Annotated in this window: 12 protein-coding genes; 3 read left to right on the top strand and 9 right to left on the bottom strand. The window is 49.8% G+C overall.

Going from position 1 to position 17,638, the window contains the following annotated elements; all coding sequences use genetic code 11:
- Nucleotides 1-12 precede the first annotated feature (12 nt).
- Genes TSUB_RS10005 through TSUB_RS09985 form a run of 5 tightly spaced genes read right to left on the bottom strand, consistent with a single transcriptional unit; the run spans nucleotide 13 to nucleotide 5,626 of the window.
- Nucleotides 13-747, bottom strand: a complete 735-nt coding sequence (locus TSUB_RS10005) for a FadR/GntR family transcriptional regulator (RefSeq protein ID WP_087017233.1) — start codon at nucleotides 745-747, stop codon at nucleotides 13-15.
- Nucleotides 748-786: 39 nt separating this feature from the next.
- Nucleotides 787-2,379 (bottom strand): aldehyde dehydrogenase (NADP(+)), encoded by a 1,593-nt coding sequence (locus TSUB_RS10000; protein WP_087017235.1) that lies wholly within the window; start codon nucleotides 2,377-2,379, stop codon nucleotides 787-789.
- Between the two features lie 10 nt (nucleotides 2,380-2,389).
- Complete coding sequence (gene araD1 / locus TSUB_RS09995) at nucleotides 2,390-3,391, bottom strand: AraD1 family protein (RefSeq protein ID WP_087017237.1); 1,002 nt, start codon at nucleotides 3,389-3,391, stop codon at nucleotides 2,390-2,392.
- Nucleotides 3,392-3,398: 7 nt separating this feature from the next.
- Nucleotides 3,399-4,571, bottom strand: a complete 1,173-nt coding sequence (locus TSUB_RS09990) for an L-rhamnonate dehydratase (protein WP_087017238.1) — start codon at nucleotides 4,569-4,571, stop codon at nucleotides 3,399-3,401.
- Between the two features lie 20 nt (nucleotides 4,572-4,591).
- Nucleotides 4,592-5,626: a 4-hydroxythreonine-4-phosphate dehydrogenase PdxA gene (locus TSUB_RS09985; RefSeq protein ID WP_087017240.1), complete on the bottom strand. Its 1,035-nt coding sequence runs from the start codon at nucleotides 5,624-5,626 to the stop codon at nucleotides 4,592-4,594.
- A gap of 332 nt (nucleotides 5,627-5,958) precedes the next feature.
- Between TSUB_RS09985 and TSUB_RS09980 the strand changes: the two genes are divergently transcribed.
- Nucleotides 5,959-6,303 carry a class I SAM-dependent methyltransferase gene (locus TSUB_RS09980; RefSeq protein WP_246616346.1) on the top strand — a complete coding sequence of 115 codons (345 nt, stop codon included), beginning with the start codon at nucleotides 5,959-5,961 and terminating at the stop codon, nucleotides 6,301-6,303.
- 333 nt (nucleotides 6,304-6,636) lie between these two features.
- On the opposite strand, the gene TSUB_RS09975 is transcribed toward TSUB_RS09980, so the two are convergent.
- The 3 genes from TSUB_RS09975 to TSUB_RS09965 form a co-directional block, all read right to left on the bottom strand.
- The gene (locus tag TSUB_RS09975) at nucleotides 6,637-7,233 is read right to left on the bottom strand and encodes an RBBP9/YdeN family alpha/beta hydrolase (protein ID WP_087017244.1); all 597 of its coding nucleotides are present in this window, start codon (nucleotides 7,231-7,233) and stop codon (nucleotides 6,637-6,639) included.
- A gap of 312 nt (nucleotides 7,234-7,545) precedes the next feature.
- A complete protein-coding gene (locus tag TSUB_RS09970; protein WP_087017246.1) occupies nucleotides 7,546-9,528 on the bottom strand; it encodes a multiheme c-type cytochrome in 1,983 nt (660 codons plus the stop codon).
- Between the two features lie 15 nt (nucleotides 9,529-9,543).
- Nucleotides 9,544-13,311: an FG-GAP-like repeat-containing protein gene (locus TSUB_RS09965; protein WP_159064795.1), complete on the bottom strand. Its 3,768-nt coding sequence runs from the start codon at nucleotides 13,309-13,311 to the stop codon at nucleotides 9,544-9,546.
- Between the two features lie 300 nt (nucleotides 13,312-13,611).
- Here TSUB_RS09965 and TSUB_RS09960 point away from each other — a divergent pair, with 300 nt between their 5' ends.
- Complete coding sequence (locus TSUB_RS09960; protein WP_087017250.1) at nucleotides 13,612-15,006, top strand: MATE family efflux transporter; 1,395 nt, start codon at nucleotides 13,612-13,614, stop codon at nucleotides 15,004-15,006.
- Between the two features lie 98 nt (nucleotides 15,007-15,104).
- Nucleotides 15,105-15,986: a DMT family transporter gene (locus TSUB_RS09955; RefSeq protein WP_087017252.1), complete on the top strand. Its 882-nt coding sequence runs from the start codon at nucleotides 15,105-15,107 to the stop codon at nucleotides 15,984-15,986.
- Between the two features lie 54 nt (nucleotides 15,987-16,040).
- Here TSUB_RS09955 and TSUB_RS09950 read toward each other — a convergent pair whose 3' ends face one another.
- The gene (locus TSUB_RS09950; protein WP_087017255.1) at nucleotides 16,041-17,588 is read right to left on the bottom strand and encodes a phospholipase D family protein; all 1,548 of its coding nucleotides are present in this window, start codon (nucleotides 17,586-17,588) and stop codon (nucleotides 16,041-16,043) included.
- Nucleotides 17,589-17,638 lie beyond the last annotated feature (50 nt).

Below are 17,638 nucleotides of genomic sequence, written 5' to 3'. Positions count from 1 at the left end.
GGGCGCTGGTCTTCAGCGCATTAACCTCATCGCAGTAACGGTCGTCTCGTACACACTATCGAGGTGATTTAGCATGGCTGCCTCAGCCAAACTGGCATCGCCTTGATTCAGTGCTTGATAGATCGCCACATGCTCGTGGTAACTCTTTTCGATTGCCCCCGGTTGCTCTAACACGCTGCGGCGGAAATTCAGGCCGTAGGCGTAAAGCTCGTCGGCGTATTCGGCCAAAATGGCATTATCCGAATACTCGGCAATCAGTTTGTGGAAGCGCTTATCCGAAAGTTGAAAGTGTGCAGCGTTGTTGAACATGGTTTTTTGTTGATCAATTAACTCTGCTAGTTGGTGAAGGCCCGTTGGGTCAATGTGACATGCGACCCCGCGGGCTATCGCCGATTCAACGACTTTGCGACTTTCGAATACCGCATCAATATCAAAATTGTTAATGGTTAAATTGGTTAACGCTGGAACCAATTCCGCACAGCGTTGTAAACCCTCTTCACTCCTGTTGATGCGACTCTTTGCGCCGTGAGAAACGGCGATCAATCCATAGGCAGCGACCATACCGATCGCCCCCCTTACGGTTTCACGGCTTACCCCAAACATGGTGCACAGCTCTCGCTCACTCGGTAGCGTGTCGCCATCTCGGAGCAACCCAGAGAAGATCATTTCTAACAACTTACTGGCCAAAATTTCTTTTTTGGTGCGGTTTTTCAGTTGCTTCTCAAAGGCAAAGAGGTGTTTAGCCATCACGACTCCTTAGGTTTATCGACCTAGACTTATTCGTGCTTATGGCTGGCCATAAGACATGAGTACACCATCCTCTAAACGGTAAATCGGCTTTGATGGGCCATCACGTAGCGCCTCAGGTAGAAAGTCGTTAGGGACATCTTGATAACAGACAGGCCGTAAAAAGCGCTCTATCGCGGTTGCACCGACTGACGTTGTTCGGGCATCGGATGTCGCAGGGAAGGGGCCGCCATGCACCATGGCATAACAGACTTCAACCCCGGTCGGGAAGCCATTAAAAAGCACTCGCCCTACTTTGAGTTCAAGCTCGTCCAAAATGGCTTGGACGTCGGCGGGGGCGTCGTGCTCGCCACAGTGAAGAGTGGCGGTCAGCTGGCCATCTAATGCATGGATAACGGCAATAAACTGCGTCATATCGCGACATTTGACGACTAACGATGCAGCGCCGAAGACCTCTTCGCGTAAGGCTTGATCGGCGAGGAATGCATCGGCGGTTGTACTAAACAGGTAAGGCGTACATTGGTTTGGTTTCTCATTGCGCTCGCCTTCAGCCACCATCGCGACCTGTGGCGATTGAATCCATTTGCCAACCCCAGCCTCATAGGCTGAATGAATACCCGGTGTGAGCATGGTTTGGCTGGTGGTTTGATTGAGTTTTTCCGCTGTTTGCTCAGTAAAGCGCTCGAGTTCGGGGGAATCAAAACCGATCACCAATCCGGGGTTAGTGCAAAATTGCCCAGCGCCCATTTGAAGTGATGTACAAAAGCCGTCCACTAGTTGCGTTCCCCGTGATGCCAGCGCGTCGGGCATTAAGCAAACGGGGTTGATGCTGCTCATTTCTGCGTAGACTGGAATCGGTTCAGGGCGCTGTTGAGCCAACTGCATCAGAGCTGTACCGCCGGCACGAGAGCCGGTAAAACCGACCGCTTTGATTAGCGGGTGAGCGACCAATCCTTGGCCGATATCGCGATGACTATCAAACAGTAAGGAGAACACACCATCAGGCATCTCTGTTTCACTGGCCGCCGATAGAATCGCATGGGCAATCAGTTCTGATGTGCCGGGATGCGCGGAATGCGCTTTGACAATCACTGGGCAACCTGCGGCAAGCGCAGAAGCGGTATCGCCACCCGCTACCGAGAAAGCCAACGGGAAGTTACTCGCGCCGAAAATGGCGACCGGACCTAAAGGAATGTGCCCCAAACGCAGATCTGCGCGGGGTAAAGGTGTGCGCTCAGGCATCGCGCTATCCAGACGCGGTACTGTGGTTAAGCCACGTTGTAAGCTGTCTGCAAACATCGCCAGTTGCCCTACAGTTCGCCCCCGTTCGCCTTCTAAACGTGCTTGAGGTAATCCGGTTTCCGCCATGGCGCGCAAAATAAGCGTATCCCCCAGCGCCATGATCGCCTTGCCAATGGCATTCAAGAACTGTGCGCGTTGACTGGCGGAGGTTTTGCGGTAATGACGGAAAGCGTGGTACGCCAGTTCACATGCTTGTTCCATTTGTTCGATGTCCGCACCGAAGAACGCCGTATCAAGGGCTTGGTTGGTGCTAGGGTCGATAGCCGAAAAGGCTTCTCTCGTCCCTTTTACCCAGTGCTGTCCGATTGCGTTATAGCCTGTTAAAGTCATCTTCCTTTCCTTACAAAATGGTCACAGTGGGGGCGTCTGCCTGCGCTTGGCGTAATGTGTTTCTTAACGGGCGACCGAAAGCAGGAATAGAGATCTCAAATTTATCCCCTGGCTGTGTCTGTATGCCGTCGGCAAAACTTAAGGTTGCGGTACCCATGAAGTGCACATGCACATCACCCGGACGTTGGAACTGATCATACTTAAAATGGTGATGCTCAAGGTTGTGGAACGCATGGGCCATATTGGCTTCCCCTGTTAAAAAAGCCTTTTGCCACAGAGGTTTGCCATCACGGTGGATTTGACTCTGTCCCTCTAGACTCGCGGGCAGATCGCCGACTAACAACTCAGGGCCATAGCTGCATTGACGCAACTTGGAATGCGCGAGCCAGAGATAGTTAACGTGTTCGGTGACGTGGTCTGAAAACTCGTTGCCAATGGCAAAACCAAGACGATACGGCTGGCCATTGTTGCCGATAATGTATAACGCGGTGAGTTCAGGTTCTTCCCCTCCATCCTGAGCAAAATCGGGCATAGTAATGTCTTGCTCTGGGGCGACAACACATCGTCCATCACCTTTGTAAAACCATTCAGGTTGTGCGCCGACCGTCCCCTTGTTGGGTTTTCCACCTTTAACGCCAAGCTGAAACATTTTCATTGAGTCTGTAAGGGTTTCATCTTCCGCTAACTTGGCGTGCATCTCCGCGCGGGCATCCGCACTACCAAGGTGGGTAAGCCCAGTTCCTGTGACTAAGCAACGCGCACTATCCGGATGAGTGAGCGGTGGCAAAAGTAACTGATTGTCGATAAGCATCTGATAGTCGAGGCGCAAGTTACTCAGAACATGACTGACTGTCTCAATGAGCGTTTGCTGGTTAGCGATAGCCAATTGCGCTAAGCCATAAACGCCATCTTCAACATTAAGGAGCCGCACGGTATGGGCGTCTTCAACGAGGGCGGCTCTGATCGCACCTTGATGATGACACTGTATGAGTCGTAGTTGAGTTGCTGACATGGTGGCCTCACTCGATGATATTGAATTGGTCTAGATAGCGCTGATTTATCGATAGGCCGAGTCCGGGCGTATCCTCATCGAGGTCGATAAAGCCGTTTTCTGGTGCAGGGTCGCCTTCAAAAATGTAATAAAATAGCTCATTGCCAATCTCGACATCATGCACTGGAAAGTACTCGGACATCGGCGATGCAAGTGTGGACATCGTGAGGTGATAATTGTGCATTTGCCCCGCGTGAGGAATAACAGGTACGCCAAATGACTCCGCTAAGGCATTGATTTTGTGGGCTGCGGTGATACCGCCGACGCGATTGGTGTCGTATTGAATCACCGAGACCGCCCGTTTTTCTAACAGCTGTCTAAAACCGTACAGGGTGAACTCATGCTCGCCACCAGAGATAGGGATTGAAGTCAGCTGGTTGAGCTCGGCATAGCCATCAATATCATCCGCAATGACGGGCTCTTCGAGCCATCGAGGCTGGTAAGGTTCGAGTTTGGGGAGAATGCGTTTGGTGTACTCAAGGTTCCAGCCCATATAGCACTCCAACATCAAATCAATATCTTCGCCGATCACTTCGCGAACCGCTGCCACACTATTGAGATTTTCCCTTACCCCTTGCGGGCCGTCTTTAGGGCCGTAACCAAAGCGCATTTTCATCGCGGTGAAGCCTTGGTCGAGATACGTCTGTGCCTCGCGCTGCATTTCATCGAGATCGGTGCGGTAGAGCTTGGAGGCGTAACAGGGGATTTTCTCTTTCGTTCGGCCACCAAGGAGCTTGAAAACAGGCTTATTGGTGGCTTTGCCCATGATGTCCCAAAGCGCAATATCGACGGCGGAGATGGCGGCCATACCAACCCCTTTACGCCCCCAAGCGAGTGTAGAGCGGTACATACGTTGCCAAAGGTATTCGTAATCGAACGGGTCTTGACCAAGAACAAGTGGGGTCAGGTATTGATCGATGATCTCCTTGGCGATTCGCGGTGCGAGCGCAACATTACCAATGCCAACAATGCCTTCGTCGGTGTAGACCTCAACAACGGTCCAACCATGAAAGCGAAATGTGCCCATGGAGTCGCCCCGGTCCCAAAGTAAATCCATTGCATTGGAACAAAAGTGATTTTGGGGAGGTACTGTATGACCTTTCCATTCAAATACACGTGCTTTAACGTCTGTAATCTTCATCCGTAAATCTCCTGAAAGGGTTAGGCCGATTTTTTGTGAGACTGTTTGCGATAGCTCATGCCCATACGACAAGCGATATTGAAAGCTTGAACGGTGGCACTGACATTGGCTTGGTTTTTCCCTGCGATGTCATAGGCGGTGCCATGGGCTGGCGTGGTGATAGGGACGGGTAATCCGCCTTGCACAGTGACGCCTTTTTCGAACCCCATGAGCTTGATAGCGATCTGTCCTTGGTCGTGATACATGGTGACAACGGCATCTAGTTCACCGTCTCGTGCCTTGAGGAAAATCGTGTCTGCTGGGAAAGGTCCTTGAACCGGATAGCCATTTTGATTGAGCTTTGCGACAGCAGGCGTAATGATGTCAATCTCCTCGCGACCGCAAACGCCGCCGTCGCCGCCGTGAGGATTGAATGCCGCCACCGCCACGCGTGGCGAGTCGAATCCGTTGGCCTGTAGCGCTTTGTAAATCAGTTGGCTGGCCGCTTGAATACGTGACTCGCTCAGATATTGCGCGACCTCTTTTAACGGCACATGTGACGAGATGCGGGACGTCCATAAATCACCTAATGTATTGAATTCACAGAAATAGTCTTTAACCCCAAGCCGATTGGCAAAGTAGTGCAACTCGTCTTCGAATGGCATGCCTGATTGAATCATGGCGTGTTTATTCAGCGGGGCGAAACAGATCGCATCAATGTGGTGTTGGGTTACCGCGTCTAGGCAGTGATCAAGCACTTCTAACACGGATTTTCCACCTGCCGCGTTAGCAACGCCGAGGTCGACATCAAAAGGAGAGACGGTATTCATGGGGACAAAAAGAATCTGCTCCTGATGCTCGTACTGACGCGCATCTTGTAAGGCATTGATTTCGACTGTTTCAATGTTTACTTGGGCAACGTCTTGTCCTTGCTTCCACAGCCATTCATCGCCGATGACCACAATGTTGGCTTGCTGTGTGATACCCGCTTGGCTGAGTAACTTCGCAATCAGTTCGGCACCAATACCCGCTGGGTCACCTAATGTCAGTGCAATAGTCGGCTTTACTTTTGTCATTTTGTTTCCTTTGAGCTAGGCAAATATTGGTTGATACTTGGTCTACTGGTACGGAAACAATACCACTAGACCAGAAGGTGTAAAACATTTTGTTAACATTCAGAGGGGTGTAAATGGGTCATATTTTGCTGATAAATGCATCAATTACTCTTTGGTTCAATGACTTATACATTGGGTGTGCTGTTTAAATAATGTTCAAAAGTGTGATGGTGAACAAATATTGACCGAGTGACGATGGCTGAATCTCCGCTTAATCAAATGAAATTGATGGACCTACCTCGTTGACTCTAGAGCGATACCAGACTTTAGACTGCGTGTCGTTGGTGAGGGGGGTGAAATCTAAACATGAAACAGACGAATGGTTTGACAAATATATTTTTCCAAATGGTGTTATTCCTTCTCTATCGCAGATTTCAAATGCGTCAGAGAGCATTTTTAGCGTTGAGGACTTGCACCACTTCGGTCCTTGCCACGACCGAACCTTGTGCGCTTGGTACGACAACTTTAAACGTCATTACCCAGCAATAAAAGATAAGTACAACGAATCGTTTTATCGAATGTGGCGCTATTACTTGTTGGTGAGTGCAGGGGCTTTTCGAGCAAGAAGATTGAGTGTTTTTCAACTGGTGATGACAAAGACCGGCGCACAACTGCCAGCGAACTTACGCGTGGCATAAAGATTCAATAGGCCTGCCAAGGTTGGTCTAGTGTGGCACTCATTTTCCTAGCCGTGAGTGCCGCATGACTCTCGATATGGACCCAATAACGTATCGAGAGAAACCTTGGGCTTAAGCTTTCTTATTCCACTGGGGAAGCCTAGGGACAGGGACGTCCAATTTTTACTGATGTGCTCAAATTAACGTCAGATGCTTGTTCAGCGAGTCGATTCATCAGCAATGGGTAGCGGGCTTGAATTGAGTAACCTAATTCTCTTACCGTCATCGGGTATTGAGCGTGTCGAATTTTACGGCTCTTCACGCTCGTTTTGGAGCAAGGATGCTTCGCTTTTTTTAATCTTCAGAAACGAAAGAACGACATCGGATCAGTATTGGGTCCGCGGTAAAGCCCTCAATAAAGGTCTCTATCTGAGGCCAATAGCCAAAGCCAGCGTCCGCGTTTAGGTGGCCGCCATTTTCTATAACGATTAACTCGCATCCCCATTCTTTAGCAAACAGCTGGCTACGCTCGAAATCTGTGTAGTCATCATTGTCGCCACACAGCATGACTGTCGAAAATGGAATTTTGCAATGCGGTAATGGGCGTTGTGCTCGTAAGGGGGGCAGCGCATTATCGGCATCCACATCGGCGGGTGCAACGAGTAGTAATCCACGTATGCGGCCGTTATGCGACAAGGCATTGGAGAATGGGTCGGTGGCCCACTGCGCAATCGCCACGGATCCGCAGCTATGGCCAACAAGGAGGATGTCTCCTTCGGTTTGCGCCACGGCTTCTGTTATTGCTTGTACCCAAGCTTGTCTGTCCGGGACGAGCCAATCTTTTTGCTGCACACGTTTCACATTGCTAAAACGTTGCTCAAGATAACTTTGCCAGTGATCAGGCCCAGAATTGAGATAGCCGGGCAGTAAGAGCACAGTTGTTTTCATCATCTATCTTCCTTGAATATACGCTGTTATCAAAGTAGATGAAGAATGCTTAGTTACCTAGTGCTCAATATACTCTAGCCATACCAAGATGCAGGACTCAGAAGTGGACTAGCGCATCGAAGTCAAGGTAACGATGCCAAGGCAAAGGTATGGCTTTCCCCTTTTAAATAGCTTCAAAGCAGTGCTTTGCTGACAAACCTACAAATTCTCGCTGAACAGGCATCTTGAGGTGGTTTAAGAATTTGTCCGAAAGATAATGCGTGTTTGACGTTTTGGTTTATGCATTGATGCATTAAATCACTGACTAACTAGTTACTATCGTTCTTTCCCTGAGTTTGCTTCGCTACGTTCTCGAATGGGTAACACTAAGCTGGTTGTTGCCATGTCGACGATGGGAAGGGGTTGATAATGCGCGCCTAAGCTCCATTTGGCGTAGCGTTGGTTGAACTTGCGGTAACGCAGGGTGGCGGTGATAGTGACCGGGCCGATGGTTGTTGATGGGATCGTAAGTTCAAACGTTGCAGTGTCACTTTTTCCGGATGGGATAACATTCTTTTCAGTATGTCCGGTCATGTTGAACAAGTCATGTTGCCAAACTAACTCGCCATGGCGATTGATGGGCTTGGAGTGATAAAAGTAACTTTCAGGGTCGACAACCCCTTGTTCATCCAGTTGACCAGAAGTGAGAAGCGGGTGGCCCACCATGTCGGTCGCTGTAATGGCTATCCAAGCTTGATTAATGTCCGCTGTTCCGCCGGGAAATTGATGCCCCACACCTATGTTAGAGACAATCACGTCAATGGAGATCGTCTCATTTAAGTAGGCATAGTGAGGTAAATCATGTTGGGCTCGTACGTCATGAGAAAGGGTTTGCTGGGACGTCACCGCGTCTTGGCGGTGCGGTGGTTCAATGTGAATACGCATTTTATCTTGCTGGAGAAAGGCGATGGTCTCGGCGAGCTGTTCCTCATCTTCATACAGTAAAGGCAACATGGTGTTAGCGCCGAGGAATCGGTGAGATCGCACTAAGCCTTGATCATTGGCACTTGGGTCTTGCGCCTTAACGAGTGGCATATGGCAATCTTGGCAGCGGGTCTGCTGAGCATTAAAAGGCGCATTGTGCGTGCCAGAATAGGGACTGGCGAGCCATCCTGAGTATTCATCCTGCATTTTTACCCAGCCCCACTGATTCATCTCTTCATCCATAAATTGTGCATGGCACGTGGCGCACAGAGCAGGCTCGCCCAATGGTGATCGTGCGAAGTTTGCCTTGTGTTGTTGGGGCTGGGTGCGAATCAGTAGGTGGTTAAGTGAGGTAATGCTTGCATCAAAAAAGTAGGGGATATGCGGGGTTACGTGGTAGCTACCATTCCCTTTGACATCATTAACGCGCTCGATGTTGTGGCATGCCAAGCAAGTGACGCCTTCGTTGTTGGCTGGCGTGTTGGCAATGCCGCCATGATTGCCACCAGGTGTAAGTGAGCCTGTTAGGAGAGCAATCGGCGCATGGCATCCTTCGCAATATCGCGTTGCCTCAATGCCTTTTCGTGAATGCAGTAACGTGATGTTGGTAACGTAACTCGGGTCTTGTGCCGCCAAGCGATGGGCAGAACTTCGCCACTGCATTGCGATGTCTTGATGGCACGTCGCACAGTTCTCTGAATCACCGATGGCGTTGTGGGGCAACAATTGTTGACCCGGTGTTGTGGTTGCGGCTGGAAAAAAGGGGTTCTCGCTGTACTGATAACTGTAGTCGTTGGGCAAAGGCTGCATCGGTAGTGGCTCCGGGGAAAATCGCAATGTTGCGAAAAGGGGAACGAGTAGCAGTAAGAGAAACACCACGGTATCGCGCTTTGGTAGGTGAACCTGAGACTTAGGTTGTTGCTGCCAAGCGATTACGTGAACAGAGCAGACAGAGAAAAAGGTGAGTGCAGCGATTTGGTGTGAAGTAACAATCCATTGTGTTGCCCTTGTTTGGCCTTGCAGTGCGAGATACACGCCACTGGCCATTAGCGCGATCAGTGCCAGCGTCGCGACGTTGCCAGTCAGCATAAGAGTACGGTGACGAAACCCCGTGTTCTTGGCGATATGCTGCCAAAGGTAGACACCGCAGAGCGGAAGGAAGAGTGCTGCGCTTGCAAGGTGAAGCAGCATGAAGAGCTGCGCAATGGCCAAATAAAACGGTGAGGGCGCATAGGTGGTGATGAACCAAATGCCTGCGCCGCTGAACAGCAGTATCAGCAACGAAAAGTAACAAATGCGGCGAATAAGGGAGTGGGGCAACATGTTCAAAAACACTCAGTTCCTTGTGTCCTAATGAAAGGTTAGCAGGTCTGGGAAGGCTTGAAGTATCGCTGGGTAAAGTTGGTGATGGTGCGATGTGTTGGGGTGTTCAGTGTCTTCATTTTGTGACTGTCTACGAAGCCACTGATAAGCATGTTGATGATAGCGTTCATGCCGTGTGGTCAAGATAGCGTTAAGGGTTGCCAATTGAATCTCTTGATCGGGATGAGACAAGCCTCGGGTCAGGAGTGCATGATGGGCTTGTTGTGGGTGTTGTAATAAGGCACTGAGTAGCGGGGCAATATCTATTTTTTGTATCGTGTTGTTGGCACTACCTTGTTCATTGATGGGGGACTTTAGGGTCGTCAGCAGATGATTGAGCAGCCAACGTTGCGCAGCAGGATGAGGATTTGCGGCAATTTGAGCGAGTGCTCGAGCTTGGTGATGAGGATGGTGATTTAACCATGCCTGCCATGTCGGTCGGGGTTGCGTAAATCTAAACAAACAGAGGATTTCCTCTTTGACGCCACTGGGTAGCCCCTGCGCGGTTTGAGGTGCGCGGTTGAATCGGCTAATGGCGAGTGTATCTAGCTGAGGCTGCAAACTAGCTGGCCAATAGGGTAACTGTTGGCAGCGGGGGAAAAGTGCTTGAGCGGCTAACTCGGTAGACGGAATCGCTCGAACGAGTTGAGTCGGGTAATAGTGGCGATTAAATCGGGCAAAAACGTGCGATTGAAGCGGGTGGTTTTGGGTTATCCACTGCAGGGCGCGTGTTGGATCAATCGGTTGAGCGTGATGGGTATGGAGTAAATGCCGCTGCTTGGGCAAGGGAAGTAAGTCAAAAAGTTGCCAATAAAGCCTATCGTTTATCGCGCGATGAGGTTGCAAATGATTCAGCGTATTGGACAGTGAGACGTTACTAACAGCCTGCCGTTCTGCATTGTTTTGCCATTGCTCAACTTGCTGCCATTGTTCAATAAGACGTTGTTCCATCGCAGGGCTGCTAGGTTCAGAGAGTAGTGTTAGTTGCGAAGCTAAGACGAGCGCATCCCGTTGTTGATAATCCGACAACACATTAAGATGGTTGTGAATGGCAGGGCTAAACACGCTGATGGTGAATTGGGTTTGCGGGTAGTGTTGAAAAGCTTTCAACAATGCCAAGGTCTGCTTGGCAGACAGCTGGTCAAGCCAATCTGTCATCGTGTTAGGCGCGTCTGCTAACTGATATAGGCTGGTTATTGTCGCGAGTGCGCGTTTTGCCTCATTGAAAGTCGGTGTGGATAGTTCACTATATTGTCTGAGTAGTCGATGAAGATCGTTAATGGCTTCGCGCTGTTTGAGCAAGCCAAGCCCTTGAATGGCCGCAAGGATGAGGCTGTCTCGATTTGGGTGATTTACCACTTCGTTCGAATCAGTAAACCGTCTGAGGGCATGAAGTGCACGATAGCGCTCGCTATGTCCTAGGCTAGTCAACTGACAAGGTTGAGGATCTTGATCAAGCATCGCGATCATATCTGGCAGCAGTAACCATTTACGGTGCGGCAGAGCTTCTTCTTGTTGAAAGAAATACGCCATTACTCGGTTGGCATGGCAACGCAACTCGAGATCGTCGGCTTGCAGCGCGTCACGTAAAAGCGGCAGCGTTTCTTCTAACTCCCAACGTTGAAGAATAGTGAGCGCCATATGTTGGATCTCTGTCGAGCTGTTGGCGAAAAGTGCGGGCAGCAAACTGGCCGCTTGGATATGGCGAGGTGATAGCGCTAATCCTTGTGCGAAACCTCGGCTAAAAGGGGTATCGCGCGCTAAACGTTTAAGTAGCGCTTCTTGATAACGTGCGATCGGCGATATCGTGTGGTTATCCAATGGGAGAGTAGAGTTGTGCTGAGCGGTGGGTGCTAGCCATTGCCGTGCACTTTGATAGCCGGCCAAATAGTGATGTGGTTTAAAGGGCAACGTTTCACCGTCCAACGTGTGCTGTGCAGAGTGAGAAAGTGTTTGCGGTTCATCTTCCCCTTGTCGCCATGTCACGTAACCTTGTTGAGGAAGAGAAGTAAGTGTTTGCTTACTGCCATCCGGCCAGTGAACGGTGACTTGTGCGATGGGTTCCGGTGATGGGATCAAAAAACGGCGGTCGCCGTAAGAGAGCAACTGAATACGACTATTGCTGTGAAGGCTTAAAATATCGCCAGACTGTAAATGTACCTCTAAGCCGATGTCCAGCCCGGCAGCCCCTGAAAGAGGAAGTAAATCGATGCCAATCCAATAGGTGGCTTGTTCGGTGTGGTTAATGAGCAGTTGGCCCGAACTATTGTTGTTAGTGAGAAAGAGATCGCTATCACCATCATTGTCGAAGTCTGCAACAACACCACTTCTGCCTGAAGCGTCAAAGGTGGGTTCCGTGATAGCGTCACTCAGTGGCAATGTCTGAAACTGACCATGGATCGCGAGTTGCAGTTGATCAGGTTGGCGTATGGGCGAATAGCGATCGTCAGGCTCAGGGATGATCCCCCCTGTGCGAACCATGATATCTGGATGACCATCATGATTAAAATCCGCAACAAGATGGCCCCAGCGCTGCAAATGCAACAGTGTCTGCTTTGCAAGATGTCTACTCCATTGCTGATTTTGGTAGCGCGTATCATGTTTGGTGGATGCCATGAATGACGGCGGTAACCCAAGAGGATGTGAGAGTATCAAGTTGTGAGGACGCGCGTTTGAAAGCGCGGTATCTTGCAGCGTTGAAGGCCACCCTCTGGAATGCCGTTGAGGAAACAGGCTGGCAGAAAAAGCGCCTTGCGGATGGCTTGGGAGTAATTGTGTTGTGTTATCTGTAAAGACCAATGGGCGAACGTCTTGCAAAAGTAAGGGGCTTGCGCTGCCCGCCGCGTTAGCAATATAGAGATCCCGCCTTCCGTTGCCGTCGGCATCCCAGCTTAGCGCCATGACCCCTCTGCCTGCTTTATCTTCAACGAACGACAGCCTTTCCGATGGTTGAAATGTGAGCGCTCCTTGATTTAGTAGCAAAAGATTAGGCTCAGCATCATAGAAAGCAGGATTGTATTCGTTGGGGGCCGCTTTTAATCCAGTGCGGGCTTCAAAAGCCCTAGCACCGCGCTGGTAACGAATAAAGCCGAGCGCGTAAATGTCGGTCAAGCCATCGTGATTGAGATCGGTGAGCAAGACATGACTAAACCATCTTGGGGCGTATTGCGGCAATACCACGGCAGTGGGTTTTTTGCTCTCATCGAAGTGATAGAGATAGAGAGAATCGATGGTTGAAACGATGAGTTCTTCACGACCGTTGTTATCGAGATCGCCAACAGCACACCCCATGCTATTGCCATGTTTAAAGACATGCGTAAGTTGAAAAGCGGTGCCTTGCTGATTGCGATAGAGCCGATCGCCTTGCTCACTTTGCCACCAAGCCACCTTGCCAAATGGACGCGTATCGCCGCTGCCGCCAATGACAAATAAATCTTGCCAACCATCCTGATCGAAATCGAAGACACAAGCGCCTCCTGCAAATGTTTCAGTCAGATCATGAAGCCCACCTGAGGATTGCTTGTGACGATGATGAAGTCCAAATGCCAAGGTGCGATCAGCAAAGGTGGGTGGCAGTGGGTGCTGAATTTTAATTGAGGCCGGAGTTGGGTGGGAGTAAGTTTTTGCGGGCGAAAATGGCGATGACAATGATAAGTTGGGCGTTGACGTTGAGTGCCAGTACAGTAAGGCAGCTAGCACCATGCTACTCAAAGTGATGATGAGGATTATGCGTTTGATATGTTGGCTGCGTCGCACCACGTTAATAACTCCGATGCTCCCTTGAAGTAGATTGAACAGAGTTTGTTGGTAATTAAAGCGTTACTCGGGCTACTTGATGTTGCTTGAGTATAGACTGAAAGCGGGTATTGCGATGAGGATCAGCGCGTTTGTATTCGCCGCGAGGTTAGGGGGTGCTATCGTGATTGCCTAACTTTCTGTTGATTTAGTGACCGAGGTCGTTATAATCCGGCCTGCCCGTACAGGGCGCACCCTACAAATGCTCACTTCAGCCATCCTGCCTTAACCCGAGCATGTCGTATTGGTGCTACTCAATTTATGCACAAGACAAACAACCCTCTTTCCTGTTTTCTTTCAGAATCCCGATCACTGCTGCGCCTTTCATTGCCAATTATTATTACTCAGTTGGCAACACAAGGTATGGCCTTTGTTGACACAACCATGGCGGGTCAAGCAAGTGCTGCCGATCTTGCGGCGATAGCGGTAGGCGCGAGTCTATGGGTACCTGCTAGCTTGTTACTGCGCGGTATTTTAATGAGCCTAACACCGGTAACAGCCCACCACAGAGGGGCTGGCCACCTGCGGGGTATAACCCGTGATTTAGGGCAAACCATTTGGATTGCGTTGATGTGCGCCTTTGTCCTTGTTCTCTATTTGAATCAGGGTGAGCGCATCCTGACCTTCATGAGTGTCGCGCCATCAGTGGTACCGATTGCACATGGTTATTTAGTTGCTCTCGCTTTTGGTGTGCCCGGCATTGCGTTGTTTTACACATTAAATAGCTTTAGTGAAGGAATGGGTAATACACGTGCCCCTATGGTCATTGCTTTGATAGGATTAGTGATTAATATTCCTGTCAACTACGTCCTTATTTACGGTAAGTTGGGCTTTCCTGCGATGGGCGCAGTAGGGTGTGGATGGGCAACGAGTCTGGTTTATTGGCTGATGTCGGTGATGATGTGGTTATACATTCGCGGCCACCACCACTACAAAACGTTGCTTGATTTCACCTTGATGCGGCCTCAATGGCAACGTATGTCAGCGCTATTTAAATTGGGCCTACCGATTGGTATTAATATTTTTGTTTGCGGTAGTATATTTGCCGTCATCGCGCTACTGATTGGTAAGCTTGGTGCTAACCACATCGCGTCTGCGCAGGTTGCGCTCAACTTTTCAAGTATGACTTATATGATCCCAATGTCGCTGTCCTTTGGTATTACTATCCGAGTGGGGCATGCGTTGGGGGAAGGACATGCAGCCGTTGCACGCTTGCGCGCCTATGCGGGAATTGTCTTAGCGACCCTGATGTCATTGGTTTCGGTGAGCGCGTTGCTGCTGTTCCCTCAGCAGATCATTGCTATGTATACCGCCGACCCTGAGATTGTCGCAGGCGCTTCAGCACTGCTGGTCTATACCGCCATTTATCAATTGAGTGACGCGGTGCAAACAGCGGCGAACGGTGCCTTGCGCGGTTACAAAGATACCCGTTTACCTATGTGGTTTGCGTGCTTTAGCTATTGGGGCGTGGCATTGCCTATCGGCTATACCTTAGCGATGACGGATTGGTTTATACCAGCCATGGGTAACCGAGGTTTTTGGTTTGGTATCGTGATAGGGCTGACACTAGCCGCTCTCTTTATGGTGGCACGCTTGGTGAAAGTGATTCGTGGCCAACAGAGTGACACAGAACCCATGCTGGTGGCAATGTCATAGTTATCGCTTGCAAGTGTTTGATTATAAAGCCCACACGTGTGGGCTTTTTACTCTATGCAAGCGATTTGGGATGAGTTGAACATAGGAGGTGTAAGTCTATGTATATTGGTGAGATAGCCGCACTCAGCGCTGCTGCAGTTTGGACAACGGCAACGTGGATGTATGGTCGATTCACCCATAACTTCAATGCTTTGCAGCTGAATATTGTCAAGGGCATCGTCGCCTCTGTCATGATGATGATGGTGATGCCGTTCTTGCCTGAGGTTTCACTCGACATTTCGCCAAACCATCTCGCGATTCTCGCGGTGTCAGGCGTTATCGGTATTGCCGTTGGAGATAGTGCGTATTTTGCGTCACTGAAGAGAATTGGTGCGTCGCATACCCTATTGTTGGAATCGCTAGCCCCGCCACTATCAGGTGTACTGGCGTTAATGGTGTTAGGCTCAACCCTTGACATACAGAGCTGGCTGGGTGTGGTTGTGACCACAGTGGCAGTCACTTTGGTGGTATTTCAACCTATGCCCGGTCAAGCGTTGTCACTGAGTGGTATTGGGTTTGGGTTACTGGCGAGTATTTGCCAAGCGAGTGGGGTTGTGATCTCTCACTATGCATTGGTTGCTGGCGATCTTCCTCCCTTGTTAGGTGCACTTATTCGGCTCTCTGTAGGGGTATTGGCGGTAATTGTGGTCGTAATGGTGCAAGAGAAAGCGCCTTGGCGAGTGATGCTGACCGGTTGGTTTGATCTTGGACGTAAGCGGCAGTTTTTGCTTCTGATAGCGATTTTTCTTGGTACTTTCTTGGGGCTTTGGTTACAGCAAGTCGCGCTGAAGTATGCCAATCCGGCTATTGCGCAAACTTTAATTGCGACGAGTCCAGTGGTGATGCTGTTGATTCAAAAAATGCAAGGCGAACCGATATCGAGGCGGGCAGTGCTGGGTACGCTCTTCGCCGTTGGCGGGATTTCATTGTTTTTCCTCTAGTTTTGAAACAAAAATGCCAGCATCTAAGCTGGCATCGTGAAGTACGGAGCAAGCTTAGAGTTCTGATTCGACAGGCAACCACCCCATCATGACATTGAGTGTGCGTTTAAACCAACCAGTACCCGGTTCCGTGTTGAAGACCTCTTCGCCTACTTGCCATTGCAGTTTATTGTCCTCATTTAAGCTTACTTCAAACGTGTGCAACGGTAGTATCTTCAAAAGCTCATCGGCAAGTTCCACGCTGAGTGTGTTGGAGTAGATGGCGACGCCAACTTCTGTATTTTCATAGTAAGAGCGTGGGTCAAAGTTGAAACTGCCGATGAATGTCGCCGTATCATCAAAAATAAAGAATTTCGCGTGCAGACTTGAGCGTGACGCGAACCAGTCGGGTATCGTTGAACGTTTGGTTTTTTCAATATCGCGACCATCGACCTCATAGAGCTTCACCCCCATTTCAAGTAAATCGCGACGGTACTTCGCATAGCCAGAGTGAACGATGGCGACATCATTGGAAGCGAGTGAATTAGTGATGATGATGACTTCAACATCACGTTGCCGTAACACACGAAAGAACTCGACCCCATCGTCTCCGGGTACAAAGTAAGGCGAAACCATAATGAAGCGTTCGGATAGGCCATCAACCAGCGGTAACATTTGTGGCGCCAGCATAAGGGCATATTCATCGCGGCTGGCGGCAATTTTTTCAGCGTTGTCGGCTTTCAATACCGCAATCGCCCAGTCAAATTGTACGTCACTGAGGCCATTTTCGTTGACTAGCGTACTGTTTGCGATGGCTTGCGCGTAGTCAGAATCTGCATGCAAATGTAAGCCGCGCTCGAGAGAGTCACGCAAGCTTTTCAGCATAGCTTCGTCCATCTCTAAATCAATTTTTTCCGACGCGTCTCGCGCTTTGCGGCTATTCCAAAACTCATCAAACATGCCTGAAACGTCGTCAGTAACCGGGTTGGTTAGCAATACATCGAGATCATCAAAAAGAATGTCAGGGTTTGCGCCAAAGTATTCGTTACCTATGTTCCTGCCACCAATAATCGAGAACTGATTGTCGGCAATGAGCGCTTTGTTGTGCATACGGCGGGTTTTTTCGCCAAACCCGGTCAATAGTTGCCCTGGCATTGTGCGGCTTCGCGAGAACGCATTAAAAAGGCGAATTTCGATATTCGGGTGTGCGTTTAGTGCAAAAATGCCTTTGTCATTACCATAGCTACCGAGGTCATCAAGCAGCAATCGCACGCGAACACCGCGGTCCGCCGCAAGCAGCATTTCATAAGCAAGAATCTGTCCCGCTAAATCATCTTTATAGATGTAATACTGCACATCCAATGTGTGTTCGGCTTTACGCATTAAACCAGCGCGAGCAACCAATGCATCAATCGGGTCGGCGAGGAGGAAGAAGCCACTCTTGGCATTCGCAATGTGGTCTGTGCGCAAGCTGGCTGTGACCTGTTTAAGGTAACTCGGTGTTGATTTAGGGATGTGCTCTGTCTTTGTTGGATGTTCCGAAGGGGTTGAATTGGAGCACCCTAAGAGAAAAAGCACAGTGATAAAAGTCAGTAAACGCATAATGTTGAATAGAAAATCCATTTGCGAACATCATGCGTGAACTGATGAGAGATAGCAATTGTCAATGGTAA

Source organism: Thaumasiovibrio subtropicus (assembly GCF_019703835.1).
Lineage (GTDB): Bacteria > Pseudomonadota > Gammaproteobacteria > Enterobacterales > Vibrionaceae > Thaumasiovibrio > Thaumasiovibrio subtropicus.
This window is presented reverse-complemented; position numbering and strand designations above follow the sequence as displayed.

What these genes read in the sequence shown, in the direction of transcription:
- TSUB_RS10000 (WP_087017235.1), bottom strand. Translation starts at nt 2,379, where the DNA reads ATGACTTTAACAGGCTATAACGCAATCGGACAGCACTGGGTAAAAGGG.
- TSUB_RS10005 (WP_087017233.1), bottom strand. Translation starts at nt 747, where the DNA reads ATGGCTAAACACCTCTTTGCCTTTGAGAAGCAACTGAAAAACCGCACC.
- TSUB_RS09985 (WP_087017240.1), bottom strand. Translation starts at nt 5,626, where the DNA reads ATGACAAAAGTAAAGCCGACTATTGCACTGACATTAGGTGACCCAGCG.
- TSUB_RS09950 (WP_087017255.1), bottom strand. Translation starts at nt 17,588, where the DNA reads ATGGATTTTCTATTCAACATTATGCGTTTACTGACTTTTATCACTGTG.
- TSUB_RS09990 (WP_087017238.1), bottom strand. Translation starts at nt 4,571, where the DNA reads ATGAAGATTACAGACGTTAAAGCACGTGTATTTGAATGGAAAGGTCAT.
- TSUB_RS09960 (WP_087017250.1), top strand. Translation starts at nt 13,612, where the DNA reads ATGCACAAGACAAACAACCCTCTTTCCTGTTTTCTTTCAGAATCCCGA.
- TSUB_RS09955 (WP_087017252.1), top strand. Translation starts at nt 15,105, where the DNA reads ATGTATATTGGTGAGATAGCCGCACTCAGCGCTGCTGCAGTTTGGACA.
- TSUB_RS09975 (WP_087017244.1), bottom strand. Translation starts at nt 7,233, where the DNA reads ATGATGAAAACAACTGTGCTCTTACTGCCCGGCTATCTCAATTCTGGG.
- araD1 (WP_087017237.1), bottom strand. Translation starts at nt 3,391, where the DNA reads ATGTCAGCAACTCAACTACGACTCATACAGTGTCATCATCAAGGTGCG.